The organism is Caulobacter sp. FV1ye6ST (assembly GCF_058681225.1).
Window position 1 is genome coordinate 3391282 of the sequence record NZ_CM178733.1, and the last position, 16641, is coordinate 3407922.

A 16641-nucleotide genomic window follows, 5' to 3' on the forward strand; every position below is an offset into this window, starting at 1 on the left:
GTCCAGGCATTGAAATATCGTCACATTTTCGACCACGGCGTGTTGCGCGCGAAACGATGTTGCAGCTTGGCAATAAAGCGCGCCCCGATCTCGCGCCGGCGCATCAGGCGCGGATTCGGGGCGTCGCGCGGCTGAGCCTTCCAAACAGCGACGCAACCATGGCGTGCTACCTCTCCAGGAATGCCTGGAAGCCTCCGTAGATCATCCGCTTGCCGTCGAACGGCATATTGGCCATGCCCGACTTCAGGCGCTCGTCGGCCATGACCTTGGCGTTGATCTCGTCGCGGCTGGCGCGGTCCTTGTAGGTGATCCACGAGAAGATCACGATCTCGTCTTCCTGGGCCTGGACCGCCCGTGGAAACGAGGTCAGCTCGCCATAGGGCACGTCGTCGCCGATGCATTCGACATAGGACAGCGCGCCGTACTCCATCCAGACCTCGGCCCCGAGCCGGGCCATCGCCGTGTAGGCGTCTAGCTTGTCCTTCGGCACGGCGAGCACGAAACCATCGACATAGGCCATGACGTTTCCTCCGCTTCAATGGGCGTTGTCTAGGACAAGGACGTTCAGCGCCCCGCCGTTCCGACAGCCCCTTCGTGGATTTTCGCGATCAGGCCGATGATGGCCTTGGCGTGGCCGTTCGAGAGGTCGCCATCGGGGAAGACGGCCATCGGCACGTCGGGGACGAGCCCCCGGCCCTCCAGGTCCTGGCCCTCCGGCCCCTTGTAGAGCTCGGCCGGCAGCGCCATCGCCCAGCCGTTCGGCAGCGGCTTGGGCAGCTGGTCGGAGAACGCGCCGCGCGTCGTCCCACCCACCTGGGTGACGTTGGGCAGAGCCTTCATCATCAGGGTGAAGGTCTCGCCCGCGCTGACGGTGATGTCGCTGGTGACCAGGTAGACCGGCCCGGTGAAGCGGAGCGCGCTGGCGGGCTCGATCTTGATCGGCTGCGGCGGCGCCTTGGCCCCGACCGGGACCTTGGCATAGGCCGCGCGGGGCTGGGCGGCGAAGCGGGCGGCGATGCGCTGGCCGACGGTATCGTAGCCGCCCCGGTTGTTGCTGACGTCGACGATCACCGCCTTGGCCCCGGCGAAGGCGGCCATGGCCTCGTCCAGCACGGCATCCAGCGGCCGGGGATCGTCCGGCGCGGCGTTGCGGGCGAAGGCGCCCATGGTCACGATATTCAGATAGCCGACGTCGTCGACCCGGCCCCAGAAGACGCGATTGTTGGCCGCCTGCCGCCCGCGCCCCTGCAAGATCCCGGTCAGGATCCCCTCGCGATAGGCCTGCAGCCACGTCTTCTCCTCGCCTTGCGGGTCTGCGGCGTGGACGCGGTTCAGGGTCGGGGACTCGCCGGGTTCCAGGTCGCGCCGGGCGCCGTCGACCATGCCATGCAGATCGACATGCGGGTCGTCGAGCCCGGCTATCAGGCCCGACAGCGCCGTCCATAGCTGGGCGTCGGTGGCGCTGGGTCCGACCTGGGCGAGGGCCGCGGCCTTGCGCGCCGGCCAGTCCAGCTCGCGCTCGGCCGAGCGCGGGTAATAGGCGGCGAAGGTGTCGGCGGCGAAGGCGACGATGCGGTCCGGCGTCCAGGCCGCCGCCGCGATGCAGGGCGTCGGCAGGTTGGGCAGCTTGTCGAACAGGTAGCGCGTGCCGTCCTGGCCGCCGGTCAGGGTGATCGTCCCCTGCCCCTCGGCGCGCCAGAGGGCCATGACGCCGTCGGGATCGGGCTCCCGGCGCGGATCCGGATAGCAGGCCTCGCCGGCGGTCTGGAACAGTTGGGGCCCGTCGGGTCCGAACTGCACGATCCAGCCGTAACCGCGCGACTTCCAGGCGCCGCGCAGCTCGGCCTCCACGGGTTGTCCCTTGGCCTGCACCGGCCATAACGGGCTTTCGGCGAACGCCGGCGCGGCGACGGAGAGGCCGGCGACGGCAGCCACGAGACTCAAGCGTTTCATTGGAAGGTTCATGGGCCGCGACGGTGGAGATGTCTCCGCCGCCGCGCCAGTTAAATCAGCCCTACTCCGTCTTCAGATAGATCTCCGAGCCCTGTTCCTTGAACTTCTCGCTCATCTCGGCCATGCCCAGCGCCGCGTCGTTCGGGGCGATGCCGGCCGCGAAGTCGCGGACCTCGTGGCTGATCTTCATCGAGCAGAACTTGGGTCCGCACATCGAGCAGAAGTGGGCGGTCTTGTGCGCTTCCTTCGGCAGGGTCTCGTCGTGGAACTTGCGGGCGGTTTCCGGATCGAGACCCAGGTTGAACTGGTCCTCCCAGCGGAACTCGAACCGCGCGCGGCTGATGGCGTCGTCCCACATCGCCGCGCCAGGGTGACCCTTGGCGAGGTCGGCGGCGTGGGCGGCCAGCTTGTAGGTGATGACGCCGGTCTTGACGTCGTCTCGGTCCGGCAGGCCCAGGTGCTCCTTGGGCGTGACATAGCAGAGCATCGCCGTGCCGAACCAGCCGATCATCGCCGCGCCGATGGCCGAGGTGATGTGGTCGTAGCCAGGCGCGATGTCCGTGGTCAACGGGCCCAAGGTGTAGAAGGGGGCCTCGTGGCAGTGCTTGAGCTGCTCGTCCATGTTGGCCTTGATCTTGTGCATGGCGACGTGACCCGGCCCCTCGATCATCACCTGGACGCCGTGCTTCCAGGCCACCTTGGTCAGCTCGCCAAGGGTGCGCAGTTCCGAGAACTGGGCCTCGTCATTGGCGTCGGCGGTCGAGCCCGGACGCAGGCCGTCGCCGAGCGAGAACGACACGTCATAGGCGCGCATGATCTCGCAGATGTCCTCGAAGTGTTCGTAGAGGAAGTTCTCCTTGTGGTGCGCCAGGCACCACTTGGCCATGATCGAGCCGCCACGGCTGACGATGCCGGTGACCCGCTTGGCGGTCATCGGGATGAACGGCAGGCGCACGCCGGCATGGATCGTGAAGTAGTCGACGCCCTGCTCGCACTGCTCGATCAGGGTGTCGCGGAAGACCTCCCAGTTCAGGTCCTCGGCCACGCCGTTGACCTTCTCCAGCGCCTGGTAGATCGGCACGGTGCCGATCGGGACGCTCGAATTGCGGATGATCCAGTCGCGGATGTTGTGGATGTTGCGACCGGTGGACAGGTCCATGACCGTGTCGGCGCCCCAACGGGTGGCCCAGACCAGCTTGTCGACCTCGTCGGCGACGGTGGAGAGCACCGCCGAATTGCCGATATTGGCGTTGATCTTGACCAGGAAGTTGCGGCCGATCGCCATCGGCTCCAGCTCGCCGTGGTTGATGTTGGCCGGGATGATGGCGCGGCCGCGGGCGATTTCCTGGCGTACGAACTCGGGTGTCACGAAGTCGGGGATCGAGGCGCCGAAGTCCTCGCCGTCGCGAACGCACGGACGGTCCTGCTCGCGGCGCAGGTTCTCGCGGATGGCGACATATTCCATCTCGGCCGTGATGATCCCGGCGCGGGCGTATTCCAGCTGGGTGACCAGCTTGCCGGGCTTGGCGCGATAGATCGGCCGGCTGTTGTCAGGGAACTCGGGCGCTAGGTGCTTGCCTTGGGCGAAGCCGTTGTCCTCCGGCTTAACCTGCCGGGGGTTGGCCACCAGCTCGACGTCGCCGCGCGCCACGACCAGGGCCTCGCGGGTGCGCGGCAGGCCCTTCTCGATGTCGATGGCGACGGTCGGGTCGCTGTAGGGGCCCGACGGGTCGTAGATCGTCACCGGCGGTTCGTTGGCCGACGGGTGGACGGCCACCTCGCGGAACGGCACGCGGATGTCGGGGAAAAGCTGGCCGGCCTGGTAGACCTTGCGCGAGCCGGGGATCGGGCCCGTGGAGATGGTCTCGGCCACGGACTTGATGGTGGTCTGGATGTTCATTTCGGGCGCTCCTTCGGCTTCGAGGAGACCCGGACGTGTCGCGCTTGAGTCGGTTTACGGACGGGCTGCGAGCGCCGACCGCGTTCCCTCCCTTCGCCGGCATGACCCGGATCAGGTTCTACGGGTCAGGGCCAAAGCCCAATCTCAGCCGCGCGAGCGACCCCCCGGTGAACAACGGCCGGAGACTAGGCGTGTTGACGCGGGGGTCAAGCGCGAACGACGTGACGGGAAATTCACTTGCCGCCGGCGGGCGGTCACGCGATCCGGAGATCCACGTTCTTCGGAGATCCGCTGATGGCCTTCCGCCGCTTGCTCTTGCCCGTCCTCTGCGCCCTTGTCGCCACGCCCGCCCTGGCGCAGGAGACCTATCCGAAGACGATCCCGTCCTCGGGCGGCGAGGTGATCATTCCGGCCGAGCGCAATCAGAAGGCCTATGACGAGTTCAAGTACGCCCCCGCCCGCCGGGCCGGCGACATGCTATACGTCTCGGGCGCGGTCGCCGGCCGGGGCAAGGACGAGGGCACGGACCCGGAATCGTTCAAGCGGCAGGTCCGCCGCGCCTTCGTCGCCCTCGACAACACCCTGAAAGCCTCGGGCGCCACCTTCGACGACGTGGTGATGATCAACAGCTTCCACGTCTGGGAAGGCCCCGATCAGCCCGCCCCGCGCTGGGAGCAGCTGGCCATCATCAACGCGGTCAAGAGCGAGTTCATCAAGGGCGCCCATCCGGCGTGGAGCGCTGTGGGGACCAGCGGCCTGCTGCCAGAAGGCGGCATCGTCGAGATCCAGCTGATCGCCTACGCCCCGAAGAAGAAGTAGCCTCTTAGAGCCGACTAGCCTTGAAGGTGTCGCAGGCCGACGGATCGCCCTGGTCGTAGCCGCGCGTGAACCAACGCATCCGTTGGGCGCTGCTGCCATGGGTGAAGCTGTCGGGCACGACCTGGCCTTGGGTCTGCTTTTGGATGGTGTCGTCGCCGACCGCGGCGGCGGCGCCCAGGCCGTCCTGGATGTCGGCGCGGTTGATGACGATCTTGCCGCCCGAGGCCTCGCCCGCATGGGCCGCCCAGACGCCGGCATAGCAGTCGGCCTGCAGTTCCAGCCGCACCGAGCCGCTTTCCTCGCCCCGCGCGCCCAGGCGGCGGGCCTGCTGGTCGGCGCCTAGCAGGTGCTGCACGTGGTGGCCGATCTCGTGGCTGACGACATAGGCGCGGGCGAACTCGCCCTTGGCCCCGAAGCGGCTTTCCAGCTCCTGCCAGAACGACAGGTCCAGATAGACCTTCTGGTCGGCCGGGCAGTAGAACGGCCCCATGGCCGACTGGCCCGTGCCGCAGCCCGTGCCGGTGGCCTGCTTGTAGAGCACGATGGCCTCCGGCGGACGGTAGTCGACGCCCTCGTCGCGGAAGATCGGCGTCCAGACGTCCTGGTTCGAGGCCTCGATCACGTCGATGAACTGGCCCTCGCGGTCGGAAACCTCACCGCGCGTCCCCTCTTGAGCGGCCGGCTGCTGCAGACCTTGCGTCGCCTCCATCGTCGTGCGCGGATCGATGCCGAACACGAAATAGCCGATGGCGGCCAGCACCACCGCGCCGATGCCGCCGCCGGCGATGCCGACTGGCCCCAGACCACGCCGATCCTCGATATTGCCGGATCGCCGACCGCCTTCCCACTCCATGCAGTCCTCGCTCAGTTCGGTTGGCTGGCGGGCTTGATGGCCCGCATGCGTGCATTGCTCTGGTCCAGCGCGTCCTGCGTCAAGCGTTCCATGCGGTTCGCGGAGGCCGCGAGCTCGGCGTCGCGTCGCGCGGCCTCGTCACGCGGCGGGACGGTCCCGTTCCTTTGGTCGCTGAGATCGCGCAGAATCACCTGGGTTCTGGCCCGTTCATTGGCGTTCGAGGTCTCGATCTGGCTGGCCAGCGCATCGCGCCGTACGTCGTCCACCGCTTGAGCGGCGGCGTTGCGCGCCTGGATGTCGCGCAAGGTCGTCTGGGCCTGAGCCGCGCCGCCCAGCGCCAACAAGCCAACCGTGAGCAAAAGAACCGTGCGCGTCATCGGGATACTCCTAGCCACTGGCGCGAGCCGACGACGCGCCGTGCGTCAGGGCCGCTTGACCGTGAAACGCGCGAGTTCGGTCTTCGGCGCCAGCCAGCCCGGCTTCAGTTCGGCCGCCCGCGAATAGTCCCTGTAGGCGGCTGTCAGGTCACCCAGGCCTTCATGGGCCAGGCCCCGATTGAAGAAGGCCTTCTCTGGCGCCTTGACGCCCATGCCCAGGCCCTTGTCGATCTGCTCGACGCCTTCACGATAGCGTTCCTCGCCGACGAAGGTCGCGCCGCGATTGACATAGGCCTCGCCAAGGTTGGGGTCGATGTTCGAGGCCTGGTCGAAGTCGGCGCGGGCGGCGCCGAACTGCCGCTGGCGCATCTGCAGCACGCCCCGATTCACCAGGGTGCGCGCCCGGTCGCGGAAGCTCAGGGTCTCGACCTCAAGGGCCGTGGTGCAGGCCAGGATGGCGCGGTCATCCGTCCGGCCCTTTTCGGCCGCGTCGGAACATTCCTGAGCCGAACCGCCGCCGATGATCAGGTTCGAAGCGCCGGCGGCTCCGGCGACGGCCAGGACGGCCGTGGCGCAGAGGGCGGCGAGAGGGATCGCTCGCATATGTCTTCCTCCCATTGGGCCGGTCTCGATGGCCAGCCGCTTATGATTTGATCATAGCACCGTCGCGCGGTCCGTCGAAGCGTCGCCATCGCATCGAGCGCGGGGCGTGCTAACAGAGGCGGCGACTCCGTCAGGGACCCCAAAGATGCACCTCGCCCGCTTTCCCCGCGCCCGCTTCGCTCACCTGCCAACGCCGCTGGAGCCCCTGCCCCGCCTGGGCGCGGCGTTGGGCATCGATCTCTGGGTCAAGCGCGACGACTGCACGGGCCTGGCCGGCGGGGGCAACAAGACCCGCAAGCTGGAGTTCCTGCTCGGCGAGGCCCTGGCCCAGGGCGCCGACACGCTCGTCACCCAAGGCGCCGTCCAGTCCAACCACGTACGCCAGACCATCGCCGCCGGCGCCCGCTTCGGCCTGAAGACCGAAGTGATCCTGGAAGAGCGCACCGGCTCCAAGGCCAGTGACTACATGGGCAACGGCAACGTGCTGCTCGACAAGCTGATGGGCGCGGCGATCCGCTATGTGCCCGGCGGCACGGACATGGTCGCCGAGCTGGAGAGCACGGCCGAGAGTGTCCGTCAGCGCGGCGGCAAGCCCTATGTCATCCCCGGCGGCGGCTCGAACACCGTCGGCGCCCTGGGCTATGTCGACTGCGCCCGCGAACTGGTGGTCCAGGCCGACCAGATGGACCTGAAGATCGACCGCTTCGTCACCGCTACCGGCAGCGCCGGCACGCACGCGGGCCTGGTCGCCGGCTTCGCGGCTCTTTCGGTCGACATTCCGATCCTGGGCTTCGGGGTTCGCGCGCCCAAGGCCAAGCAGGAAGAGAACGTCTTCAACCTGGCGCTCGCCACCGCCGAGAAGATCGGGGCGGCCGGCCGGGTCAAACGCGAGATGGTGGTGGCCGACTGCGACTATGTCGGCGAAGGCTATGGCCTCGTGGACCAGGGCGTGATCGACGCCCTGGCCCTGGCCGCGCGCACCGAAGGCCTGCTGTTCGACCCGGTCTATTCGGGCAAGGCGCTGAAGGGTCTGATCGACCAGGCCGGCAAGGGCGCGTTCAAGGGTGAGCGGGTCGTGTTCCTGCACACCGGCGGCGCCCAGGGCCTGTTCGGCTACCAGTCGGTGCTGGAGCCCGCCCTCTGATGAGCAAGGTTCTGGGGGTTCTCGGTGGCATGGGTCCGGCGGCGACGCTGGACTTCCTGGCCAAGCTGCAGGCCGCCACGCCGGTCAGGCGCGAGCAGGACCACCTGCGGGTGCTGGTCGACATCAATCCCAAGGTCCCGGACCGCAACGTCTCGATGTCCGATCCTGGTCCGGTGCTTGCGGCCATGGCCGCTGGCCTGCGCGATGGCGGGGCCCAGGTGCTGGCCATCGCCTGCAACACCGCCCACGCCTATGCCGAGGAAGTCCGCGCCTCGGGCCTGCCGCTGGTCGACATGCTGGAGACCGCCGGCCTGGCCGCTAGGGCCAAGGGCGCCAGCGTCGTCGGCGTGCTGGGCACGGGCCTGGCGCTCGGCCTCTATCGTGACCGCTTCTCGCACATGGGCCTGGAGGTGGTGATGCTGGACGACCACGAGCAGGTCGAGTTCATGGCCCTGCTCTATCGCATCAAACAGAGCCATATCGGCCCGGACTCGCGCGAAACCATGGCCGCCCTCGCCCACAGGCTGGTCGGCAAGGGCGCGCGGAGCGTGGTGGCGGGCTGCACGGAAGTGCCGCTGGTGCTGGGCGCCGCGGACCTCTCGGTCCCGTTCCTGGATGCGACGGAAGAACTGGCCAAGCGCTGCGTGGCCGTGTGCCTGGGCGAAGCCGCCTAGAGCCCTTTAGCTTTAGATGGAACCATCTAAACCGGATAAACAGACTCTAGAGGTTCGGGCTCGGACGCTCTTCGCCATAGGCTTCGAACAGCCCCATCAGGGCCGCCGCGCCCCGCGAGGCCTGGGCCATGCGCAGCAACGCCGCGCGAGCGTGGCCGTTGTCGGCGATCTCGGCCTGACGCTCGAGATGCTCCGCTTCGCTGAGATGATCGTTTCGGTTCCCCATGCCGCAAACGTTTACAGAACATGAACGAGTCCACCATGCGACCGCTCGACGCACACCGTTCGTTAACCAATGTTTGGGCGCGCGCCCGATTGTCACGGACTGCTGTGGCATGGCGCTGAATGAAAACACCCCCGGACCTCAAGAGGCCCGAGGGTGTCGTCCTGTTCCCCAACAGGACGGCGTCGGCTGCGCTTGTTCCAGCGCTGCGGCGTCGCCTCGAAATCGCTAAGCGTTGTTTCGCCGAACGAGAGTCCACAAGCAACGTGTCGCCCTGTCGCACCCCCCATTATGGGGACGCCGCGACCCGTGAAATCCTTTGCACACAACGGCCTCATCCAAGGTGCGGCGTGCTGCCCTAGAGAGTCCCAAAATGAGGGAAGCTGTCGCAAAAAGTGGGTAGCCAATCCATGACACCGGTAGCAAACTGTCTGAAACCGTTGCAGCAGACGACGGGGCCTAGATGGGCTGGGAGGAACGCCAAAGCTGTACAGCGTGACAGCCGAAAGGGGGCGCCGGTTTCGGCGCCCGTCACGCTCCGAGCTTTGAGATAGCGCCTGTTAGACAGGCTCTTGTGGCTTCCCGATCGTCGACGGCTCCGCCTCACCCGGAGTTCCGCATGCCGCTCAGCCCCCTCTCCCGCCGTCGCCTGATGGCCACCACGGCCGCCGCCTTCGCCGCCGCGGGCCTACCGCTCAAGGCCGCGGCCGCGCCGACCAAGGCCGACGCGCTGGGAACCATGAAGAAGGCCGCCAGGTTCATGGTCGAGAAGGCCGCCTACAAGGGCGGATACGTCTGGTCGTACTCGGCGGACCTGACGCGCCGGTGGGGCGAGATGGAAGCCTTCCCGACGATGATCTGGGTGCAGCCGCCCGGCACCGGCACGGTCGGCCACCTCTTCCTGGACGCCTATCACGCCACCCGGGACGAATATTACTACGACGCCGCCTGCAAGGCCGCCGACGCCCTGATCGCCATCCAGAACCCGGCTGGCGGCTGGAACTATCTCGGCGACCTCGCCGGCGAGGCCTCGCTGAAGAGATGGTACGACACCATCGGCAAGAACGGCTGGCGCCTCGAGGAATTCCAGCACTACTACGGCAACTGCACCTTCGACGACGAAGGCACCGCGGAGTGCTGCAAGTTCATGCTGCGCTTGTACGTCGAGAAGAAGGATCCGAAGTACAAGGCCGCCTTCGAGAAGGCCCTGAAGTTCGTGCTGGAAAGCCAGTATCCCGTTGGCGGCTGGCCGCAGCGCTATCCGCTGAAGGACGAGTTCCACCACCACGGCAACCCGGACTACACCAGCTTCATCACCTTCAACGACGACGTGATCGGCGAGAACATCGAGTTCCTGATCATGGTCTACCAGGCCCTGGGCGATAAGACCGTCCTGGAGCCGATCCGGCGCGCCATGGACTGCTATATCGCCTGCCAGCAGCCGCAACCGCAGCCCGCCTGGGGCCTGCAGCATACCGTGGCCGACCTGAAGCCGGCCGGGGCCCGCACCTACGAGCCCAAGGCCTTCGCCACCCACGCCACGGCCAGCTGCCTGTCGCAGATGATGACCTTCTACCAGCTGACCGGCGATCCGAAGTATCTGGCGCGCGTGCCCGAGGCCCTGGCCTGGCTGGACTCGGTGCGCCTGCCCGACGACGTCATGCCCGGCAAGCCGCGCTATCCGACCTTCATCCAGATCGGCAACGGCCGCCCGCTGTACGTCCACCGCACAGGCTCGAACGTGGTCAGCGGCCGCTACTTCACCGACGAGAACCCGCACAATACGGTCACCCACTACTCGTCGTTCCGAAACGTGGACGTCAAAGGCCTGCGCGCCCGCTACGAGACGCTGAAGGCCACGCCGCCGGACGAAGCCAGCAAGCACTCGCCCCTGAAGGGCCAGCGCCCGCTGCCCAAGTACTTCATGGTCAAGGACATCTCGGTCGAGGACCTGTCGGTCGGCGGCGACCTGTCCAGCGCGGCCCCGAAGGCCGTGTCGGCCGACGCCGACAAGGTCGCCAAGCTGACCCTGGCGCTGAACGCCGAGGGCTGGTGGCCCACGCCCCTGACCTCGACCAGCCAGCCTTATGCCGGCGAGCCTCCCGCCACGCCGACCCCGGGCGACTTCTCGGAGACCAAGGTCGGCGACAAGTACGATACCTCGCCCTACCCTGATCCGAACCCGAAGATCGGCATCTCGACCGGCGCCTTCATCGCCAACATGGCGACGCTGATCAAATATATCGACGGCTAGTGGGTCAGGCGCTGAGTCTCAGGGACGGCGAAATCAGGTCCAGAAGGCGATCGACAGCGTAACGGTACAGAGCCAGGTCGAACTGGTTCTGGCCGTCCAACTGTTGATAGGCTCGCCGCCCCAGCTGGCGGGCCGCCTCCGGCGCGCGGGTCTCGTTCAGGCGATCGATGTCCGCCAGGCGACCGTCGAAAGCGTTCTCGGCCCAGACCATAGACTCGTAGGCGTGCTCGGCGACGAAGAACCACGGCATGTGGTCGACAAGGTCCATGGCCTGACCGAGCTCGCCTTCGACCGCCCCTGACCAGCCCGAACCGGTCAGCTGACGGAAATGGTGGTCGCAGGTGTGGATACGCACGGCCGGATCGTCGCAGGTCACGTAGTCGTCCATCGTCAGGAGCTTGGCCAAAACCACCGACCGGAACCGAGGATCGGCGGCTTCCGCGTCGGTGATCTCCACCACATGGCGAAAGTAGCGGTACAGCGAAATGACCCTCGCCACGGGCCAGCGGAAATTCGTGACGCAGGCCATGGACGGACCAACCGCCTGATGAATGTCCCGCCCGTAGTGGCCGCCGTAGTAGTCATAGCCTCGATAGGCGCCGTAGCGCCCACGATGGGCCGCGTGCTCCATCGCGTCGTTCTCGATCCTGGGGCATCGTTGTTCGGCTTCGAAGAGACCGGCCAGCGCGGTGGCGACAGAGGTGCCGCCAGCCTTGGGATTATGAAAGAAGAACAGCTGCTTGATCATGCAACGCTCCGCGGAGAGGTCGGGACCGTCTCCGCGGCCCCATGATGCTCACACGGGCAAGCGTCGCCATTCCGTCGCAAGGAAAGCTTGATATGGATCGTTAAGTTCGGCGGCCCGCGCCGCCTACTCGCAGGCGCGCCTGAGGTTCATCAGGACCTTCGGCGTGTCCTTGCGCAGCGCCTCGCGCATCATGGCCTTGGGCACGGGCCAGTCGACCGCCAGGCGGTTATCGTAGAACACCCGCGTGCCCCGGCCGCCGTCGAGGGCCTGCAGCCGCCATTCGCCCTGCTCGACCTTCAGGTCGCCCTCCACCAGGTGAAAGCGGATCCGGCTGAACGGCTCGTAGTCGGAGCGAAAGACGATCCGCATCCCCGGAAAGACGAAGGTCCGCCGCGTGACGTGCTCACGGATATCCCAGCCCCTGCGCTGGTCGCCGGACAGGATCCGGCAACTGGCCAGGTTGGTGATCATCCGGCCAGCCGTGGCGCAGTCGGTCATGACCGCCCAGACCTTCTCCGGCGGCGCGGCGATGTCGACCACCGCCCGCACCCGACCGGAAATGCCGTCGGGATCCGGCGAAACCTCGGCGTAGGCCTCGCCCCTGGCCAGCGCCGCCTGCGCCTTTGGCGTCAGCTCGAAGGCCTGGGCGGACCCGCTCAAAGCCCACGCCACAACCGCCGTCACGATCCATCGCCGCATATGCCTGCTCCATTACCTGAAGCAGCTACGTCGGCGGCGCGACCATGGACGCTAAGGCCCAGCTAGAGACCAGCACGCTCCAGCGCTTCGCGCACCACATCGGGGGCGTGATCGATCACACGGAGGTAGGCGGTCAGGGCGGCGTCCGGGCGGGCGTCGCCATGTTCCAGGTCTTCCAGCAGCGTCCGGTCGATGTGGAACGCGCGGGCGAAGTCGGCCTGGCTGAGCCCGGTGCGCCAGCGTACGGCCTGGACCAGGGCCCTGGCGGATCGCGCCCGCGACGGGGCGGCGGCTTCGTCGATCGCGGGGTCGGCGGGTCTGGTCATCGTTACGCTCCTACGGCCTATCCCCGAGGAGGCTTCTAGAGCGGCTCGATTGCAGAAATTCGACGGCTTTGAGTCAGGGCCGCCTTATCAATCGGCTTTCTTGGCCAGGAACGCCGCCGTCGCCTCGATGGCCTCGACCAGGCTGACCCGCTCCAGGGTGATGCCCTCGGGCAGGCTGGAGAACAGCCGCGTCGGCGCGGCGGCGTCCAGCATGACGAAAACGCCCCGGTCGTCGGCGCGGCGGATCAGGCGGCCAAAGGCCTGGCTGATGCGGGCCCGCGCCACGGCGTCGTCATAACCCTTGCCGCCGAAGCGCAGACGGCGCGCCTTGTGCAGCACATCCGGACGCGGCCACGGCACCCGGTCGAAGACCAGCAGGCGCAGGGACCGGCCCGGCACGTCGACACCGTCGCGAATGGCGTCGGTGCCCAGCAGGCACGCGTCCTCTTCCGCCCGGAAGATATCGACCAGCGCGCCCACCTCCAGCGGATCGACATGCTGGGCGTAGAGCGCCAGCCCCTGGTCGGCCAGGGGCGCGGCGATGCGCTCGTGCACGGCCTTCAGGCGGCGAATGGCGGTGAACAGCCCCAGCCCCCCGCCCCCGGCGGCCAGGAACAGCTCGCGCATGGCGGCCGAGACCTGGCGCGGGTCTTCCTTGTTCACGTCGGTGACGACATAGGCCTTGGCGTTGTTCTCGTAGTCGAAGGGCGAGACCAACCGCAGCACCTTGGGCGCGGTCGGCAGGCGGGCCGCGCCGGTGCGCATCTCGGCCAGGGCGAAAGGGTCTTCCAGGGCCGGATCAACCAGGGTGGCGCTGGTCACCAGCACCCCGTGGGCCGGCGACAGCACCGCCGCGCGCAGCGGCTCGGTGGGGTCCACCCAGTGTCGGCGGCAGGCGGCGTCGACGACGCGGCCGTACAGGAAGGTGGCCTCGAACCAATCGACGAAGTCCGGGTCGGTCTCGCTGGGCTCGACGTCGTCGTCCTCGATGGCCTTCAGGATCGAGCGCCAGGCCGGCAGGGTCATGCGGGCGCGGCGGTCCAGGCCGCGCAGCGCGCCTTCGATGCGGGCGCGCTCGGAGGCGCCCAGATGCTCGGCGTCCTCGTCCAGCACGTCTTCCAGAGCGCGGGCCAGCGCCAGCAAAGGCGCCTCGATGGCGGCCAGGGCCTTGGCCGCCTCCGGCGCGCGCTCGCGGACGAGGTCGGTGGCCGGGCGGGCGTCGCATTGCAGGCCGAGATCCGCGCCGCCGCCCCGCTCGCTGGTGCGGGCGCGCAACTGCTCGATCACCGCGACCAGGAAGTTCTCGATGGGTCCGATCGGATTGATCTGGCCGTCCGGCGGCGCGACCCGGCCGGACCACCCCTCGCCCGGCAAGGCGGCGGCGGCGTGCAGGGCCTGGGTCATCGCGCCCCGCGCGCCTTCGCGGTCGCCCAGGATGTCCAGAAGGCGCGCTTCCAGGCCCCGCCCACGCCGGCCGCGGCCTTCCGGTCCGCGAATCCAGCGGCGCAGTTCAGCCGCCTCGGCGCCGGACAGGGCGGCCGAGAACGCGCTGTCGGCGGCCTCGAACAGGTGGTGGCCTTCGTCAAAGACGATGCGCTTGAGGCTGGTGGTCTCGTTGTCGCCCTTCAGGCCCCGCGCCGTCCTCGCCCCGTCGAACGCGGCCTGGGTCAGGACCAGGGCGTGGTTGGCGATGACAATGTCGGCGCGCTTGGACGCCCGCACGGCCTTCTCGATGAAGCAGATGCGATAGTGCTGGCAGCCAGCGTGGATGCACTCGCCGCGCCGGTCGACCAGGTTCGAGGGACTGGCCTGGGCGGAGGGCGGCACCGCCGATAGCGTCGGCAGCCAGGCGGGGAAGTCGCCGCCGGTCATGTCGCCATCCCGCGTGGCGCGCGCCCAGCGGGTCGTCAGCGCCAGGCCGATCAGGTCGCCATTGCCCAGCTGGGCGCCGTTGATCTGCTCCTGGAAGTTCAGCAGGCAGAGATAGTTCTCACGCCCCTTGCGCACGACCGCCTTCTTGGCGCGCTCCTTGGGGTCGGGATAGATCGAGCGGCTCTCGCGCTCGATCTGGCGCTGCAGGGCGCGGGTATAGGTGCTGACCCAGACCGATGGCCCGTTGGCTTCGGCCCATAGCGAGGCCGGGGCCAGATAGCCCAGGGTCTTGCCGACGCCGGTGCCGGCCTCGGCCAGCATCATCCGCGGCTCGCCCTCGCGCTCGCGCGGCTGGAAGGCGAAGGCGGCCTCCTTGGCGAAGGTGATCTGGGCCTCGCGCACCTCGTCCAGGCCGGAGCGCTTCAGCAGCTCGGCCAGGCGCTCTCCGGCCCGTTCGGGATCGATCGGTCGGGAGCCGGGCTCGCCGGGCGGGGCCTGGTCCTCCCACTCGACCAGACGCGCCCAGACGTCGAGGCCCGAGCCCCGGAACTGGTTGCCCGCCTGAACCGAGCGCAGCGCGCCGATCACGGCCGGCCCCCACGACCAGCCGGCCTTGGCCAGGGTCTCGGCCACGGCCAGAGCCTCCTCGCGTGAGGGAACGGGCGTCAGGGAAAGATCGCGCAACAGGGCGTCGGCGCTCTCGCGCAGGCTCTGGGCCTGTTCGGCGGCGCCGTGCGGCTCGCGCAGACCCAGCGCCATGGCCAGGCCCACCGCCGACGGCGCGCAGAACGTCGCCGGCCGGACGAAGGCGTAGAGCTCCAGCACGTCGAACAGGCGGGCATGGCGGGACGGCGCCGACAGGTTCAGGCGGCGGGCGGTCATGGCCGCGTGGGCCACCAGCACCGGGCCGTGTTCGAACAGGTCCCGGGCGTCCGGCGGACGCAGCATCCGCCCCTCGCCCGTCCCGTCGGCCACGCCCGCGCGCGGCCCGGGCAGCACGACGAGCGCGGGGGCGAGATCCAGAGTCGGTGGGAAAGCGGTCACCCGAATCCGTTAGCAGAAACCGCCACGAAACAGAATAAGAACAGACGCTTCAGACGACCGGAACCTCGTCGTCGTCGAAACCTTCCAGGCGGTTGATCGCCTTCTGGGCCTTCTGGCGCAGGTCGGCGTCCTTGCTCTCGGCCGCCTTGCGGTACATCCGCAAAGCGAGGTCATCGTCAGCCTTGATGCCCTGGCCGCGCTCGCACATGACGCCAAGGTCGTACCAGGCCTCCAGATAGCCCCGGTCGGCCGCCATCTGGAACCAGTGCATGGCCTGGGTGTAGTTGACTGGCACACCCTCGCCATTGTGGTGCACGACGCCCAGGTTCGACATGCCGGCCGCCAGATCGTTGGCGGCGGCGGCGCGGTAGAACTTCAGGGCCTCGGCGGGGTCCAGACGCACGCCCGTTCCCTCCGAGTGAAGTCTGCCCATCTCGTTCATGGCGTCGGGCGAGCCCATCTCGATCGCCTTGCGCAGCAGGGCCACGCCCTTGGCCGTGTCGGCCCGCGCGCCGTCGCCGTCCAGATAGGCCTCGGCGGCGCTGTAATAGCCGCGCGCGGAACCGGCGGCGGCGGCCTTCAGGTACCAGGCCAGCGCCAGGCGCGGGTTCTCGGGCAGCCCCTCGCCGCCTTCGTAGGCGACGCCGAGATTGTACATGCCATTGGGATCGCCCAGCCGCGCGGCCTGGGCGTAGAGCTTCATGGCGGCGCGGCGGTCGACCTTCACCCCGTCCGCGCCGTCGAAATAGACATTGCCCAGCTCGACCATGGCGTCGGAGTCGCCGCCCGCCACACCCTTGCGCAGCCAGGCCAGGGCCTGGGGCACGTCGCGGTCAACGCCCTCGCCGCCCAGGTACAACAGGGCCAGGTCGACATAGCGCGTGGCGTCGCCGCCCTGGGCGTCCTTCAGGGCCGCCGCGAAGGTCGCCTTGGCGTCGGAAGAACCGTCCGGTCGTGCGAAGGCAACGCCGCCGCCCATCAACAATGACGGCGACAACGCCAACACCAACGCCAACACCACGGGCGGCACTCTGCTACGCATCCCATCCCCACCGCCTCCAGATCGTCGCATCGACGAGGGGAGCGTCAAGGCAGACAACCGCGCGCTGGACGCCGCGCAACCGGACTCGCCCGATACGGGTTCAAAAGGCG

At 68.2% G+C, this 16641-nt stretch carries 16 protein-coding genes and 1 riboswitch; of the genes, 4 read left to right on the top strand and 12 right to left on the bottom strand.

The window, feature by feature from the left end:
* Positions 1-166: 166 nt before the first annotated feature.
* From ACW175_RS16380 to thiC, 3 genes are all read right to left on the bottom strand, one after another.
* A complete protein-coding gene (locus ACW175_RS16380) occupies positions 167-520 on the bottom strand; it encodes a DUF1428 domain-containing protein (protein WP_492101076.1) in 354 nt (117 codons plus the stop codon).
* A gap of 44 nt (positions 521-564) precedes the next feature.
* Positions 565-1953, bottom strand: a complete 1389-nt coding sequence (locus ACW175_RS16385; protein WP_492101077.1) for a S41 family peptidase — start codon at positions 1951-1953, stop codon at positions 565-567.
* A 61-nt stretch (positions 1954-2014) separates the two neighbouring features.
* Positions 2015-3853 (bottom strand): phosphomethylpyrimidine synthase ThiC, encoded by a 1839-nt coding sequence (gene thiC, locus ACW175_RS16390; RefSeq protein WP_099579737.1) that lies wholly within the window; start codon positions 3851-3853, stop codon positions 2015-2017.
* A 71-nt stretch (positions 3854-3924) separates the two neighbouring features.
* Positions 3925-4030, bottom strand: a riboswitch (TPP riboswitch).
* A gap of 117 nt (positions 4031-4147) precedes the next feature.
* On the opposite strand from thiC, the gene ACW175_RS16395 reads away from it, so the two are divergent.
* Entirely contained in the window at positions 4148-4672 is a 525-nt protein-coding gene (locus ACW175_RS16395; RefSeq protein WP_492101078.1) for a RidA family protein, read from the top strand.
* Positions 4673-4676: 4 nt separating this feature from the next.
* Here ACW175_RS16395 and ypfJ read toward each other — a convergent pair whose 3' ends face one another.
* The 3 genes from ypfJ to ACW175_RS16410 are packed head-to-tail and all read right to left on the bottom strand — an operon-like array spanning position 4677 to position 6505.
* Positions 4677-5525 carry a KPN_02809 family neutral zinc metallopeptidase gene (gene ypfJ, locus ACW175_RS16400; protein ID WP_492101079.1) on the bottom strand — a complete coding sequence of 283 codons (849 nt, stop codon included), beginning with the start codon at positions 5523-5525 and terminating at the stop codon, positions 4677-4679.
* A gap of 11 nt (positions 5526-5536) precedes the next feature.
* Entirely contained in the window at positions 5537-5902 is a 366-nt protein-coding gene (locus tag ACW175_RS16405) for a hypothetical protein (protein ID WP_492101080.1), read from the bottom strand.
* A gap of 45 nt (positions 5903-5947) precedes the next feature.
* Positions 5948-6505: a tetratricopeptide repeat protein gene (locus tag ACW175_RS16410; protein WP_492101081.1), complete on the bottom strand. Its 558-nt coding sequence runs from the start codon at positions 6503-6505 to the stop codon at positions 5948-5950.
* Between the two features lie 145 nt (positions 6506-6650).
* Here ACW175_RS16410 and cuyA point away from each other — a divergent pair, with 145 nt between their 5' ends.
* Positions 6651-7649, top strand: coding sequence for a D-cysteate sulfo-lyase (cuyA, locus tag ACW175_RS16415; protein WP_492101082.1), 999 nt, complete (start codon positions 6651-6653; stop codon positions 7647-7649).
* On the top strand, positions 7649-8323 hold the full coding sequence (cuyB, locus tag ACW175_RS16420; RefSeq protein WP_492101083.1) for a cysteate racemase: 675 nt from the start codon (positions 7649-7651) through the stop codon (positions 8321-8323). The genes cuyA and cuyB overlap by 1 nt, the downstream gene beginning before the upstream one ends.
* Before the next feature lie 46 nt (positions 8324-8369).
* On the opposite strand, the gene ACW175_RS16425 is transcribed toward cuyB, so the two are convergent.
* Positions 8370-8549: a hypothetical protein gene (locus tag ACW175_RS16425; protein ID WP_492101084.1), complete on the bottom strand. Its 180-nt coding sequence runs from the start codon at positions 8547-8549 to the stop codon at positions 8370-8372.
* 616 nt (positions 8550-9165) lie between these two features.
* Here ACW175_RS16425 and ACW175_RS16430 point away from each other — a divergent pair.
* Positions 9166-10800, top strand: coding sequence for a pectate lyase (locus tag ACW175_RS16430; protein WP_492101085.1), 1635 nt, complete (start codon positions 9166-9168; stop codon positions 10798-10800).
* A 4-nt stretch (positions 10801-10804) separates the two neighbouring features.
* On the opposite strand, the gene ACW175_RS16435 is transcribed toward ACW175_RS16430, so the two are convergent.
* From ACW175_RS16435 to ACW175_RS16455, 5 genes are all read right to left on the bottom strand, one after another.
* On the bottom strand, positions 10805-11548 hold the full coding sequence (locus ACW175_RS16435) for a hypothetical protein (protein ID WP_492101086.1): 744 nt from the start codon (positions 11546-11548) through the stop codon (positions 10805-10807).
* Positions 11549-11671: 123 nt separating this feature from the next.
* Complete coding sequence (locus ACW175_RS16440; RefSeq protein WP_492101087.1) at positions 11672-12247, bottom strand: SRPBCC family protein; 576 nt, start codon at positions 12245-12247, stop codon at positions 11672-11674.
* A 62-nt stretch (positions 12248-12309) separates the two neighbouring features.
* Positions 12310-12573, bottom strand: coding sequence for a helix-turn-helix domain-containing protein (locus ACW175_RS16445; protein WP_492101088.1), 264 nt, complete (start codon positions 12571-12573; stop codon positions 12310-12312).
* 87 nt (positions 12574-12660) lie between these two features.
* Entirely contained in the window at positions 12661-15489 is a 2829-nt protein-coding gene (locus ACW175_RS16450) for an ATP-dependent DNA helicase (protein ID WP_492101089.1), read from the bottom strand.
* Positions 15490-15538: 49 nt separating this feature from the next.
* Positions 15539-16531 (bottom strand): SEL1-like repeat protein, encoded by a 993-nt coding sequence (locus ACW175_RS16455; RefSeq protein WP_492101090.1) that lies wholly within the window; start codon positions 16529-16531, stop codon positions 15539-15541.
* Between the last annotated feature and the right edge of the window lie 110 nt (positions 16532-16641).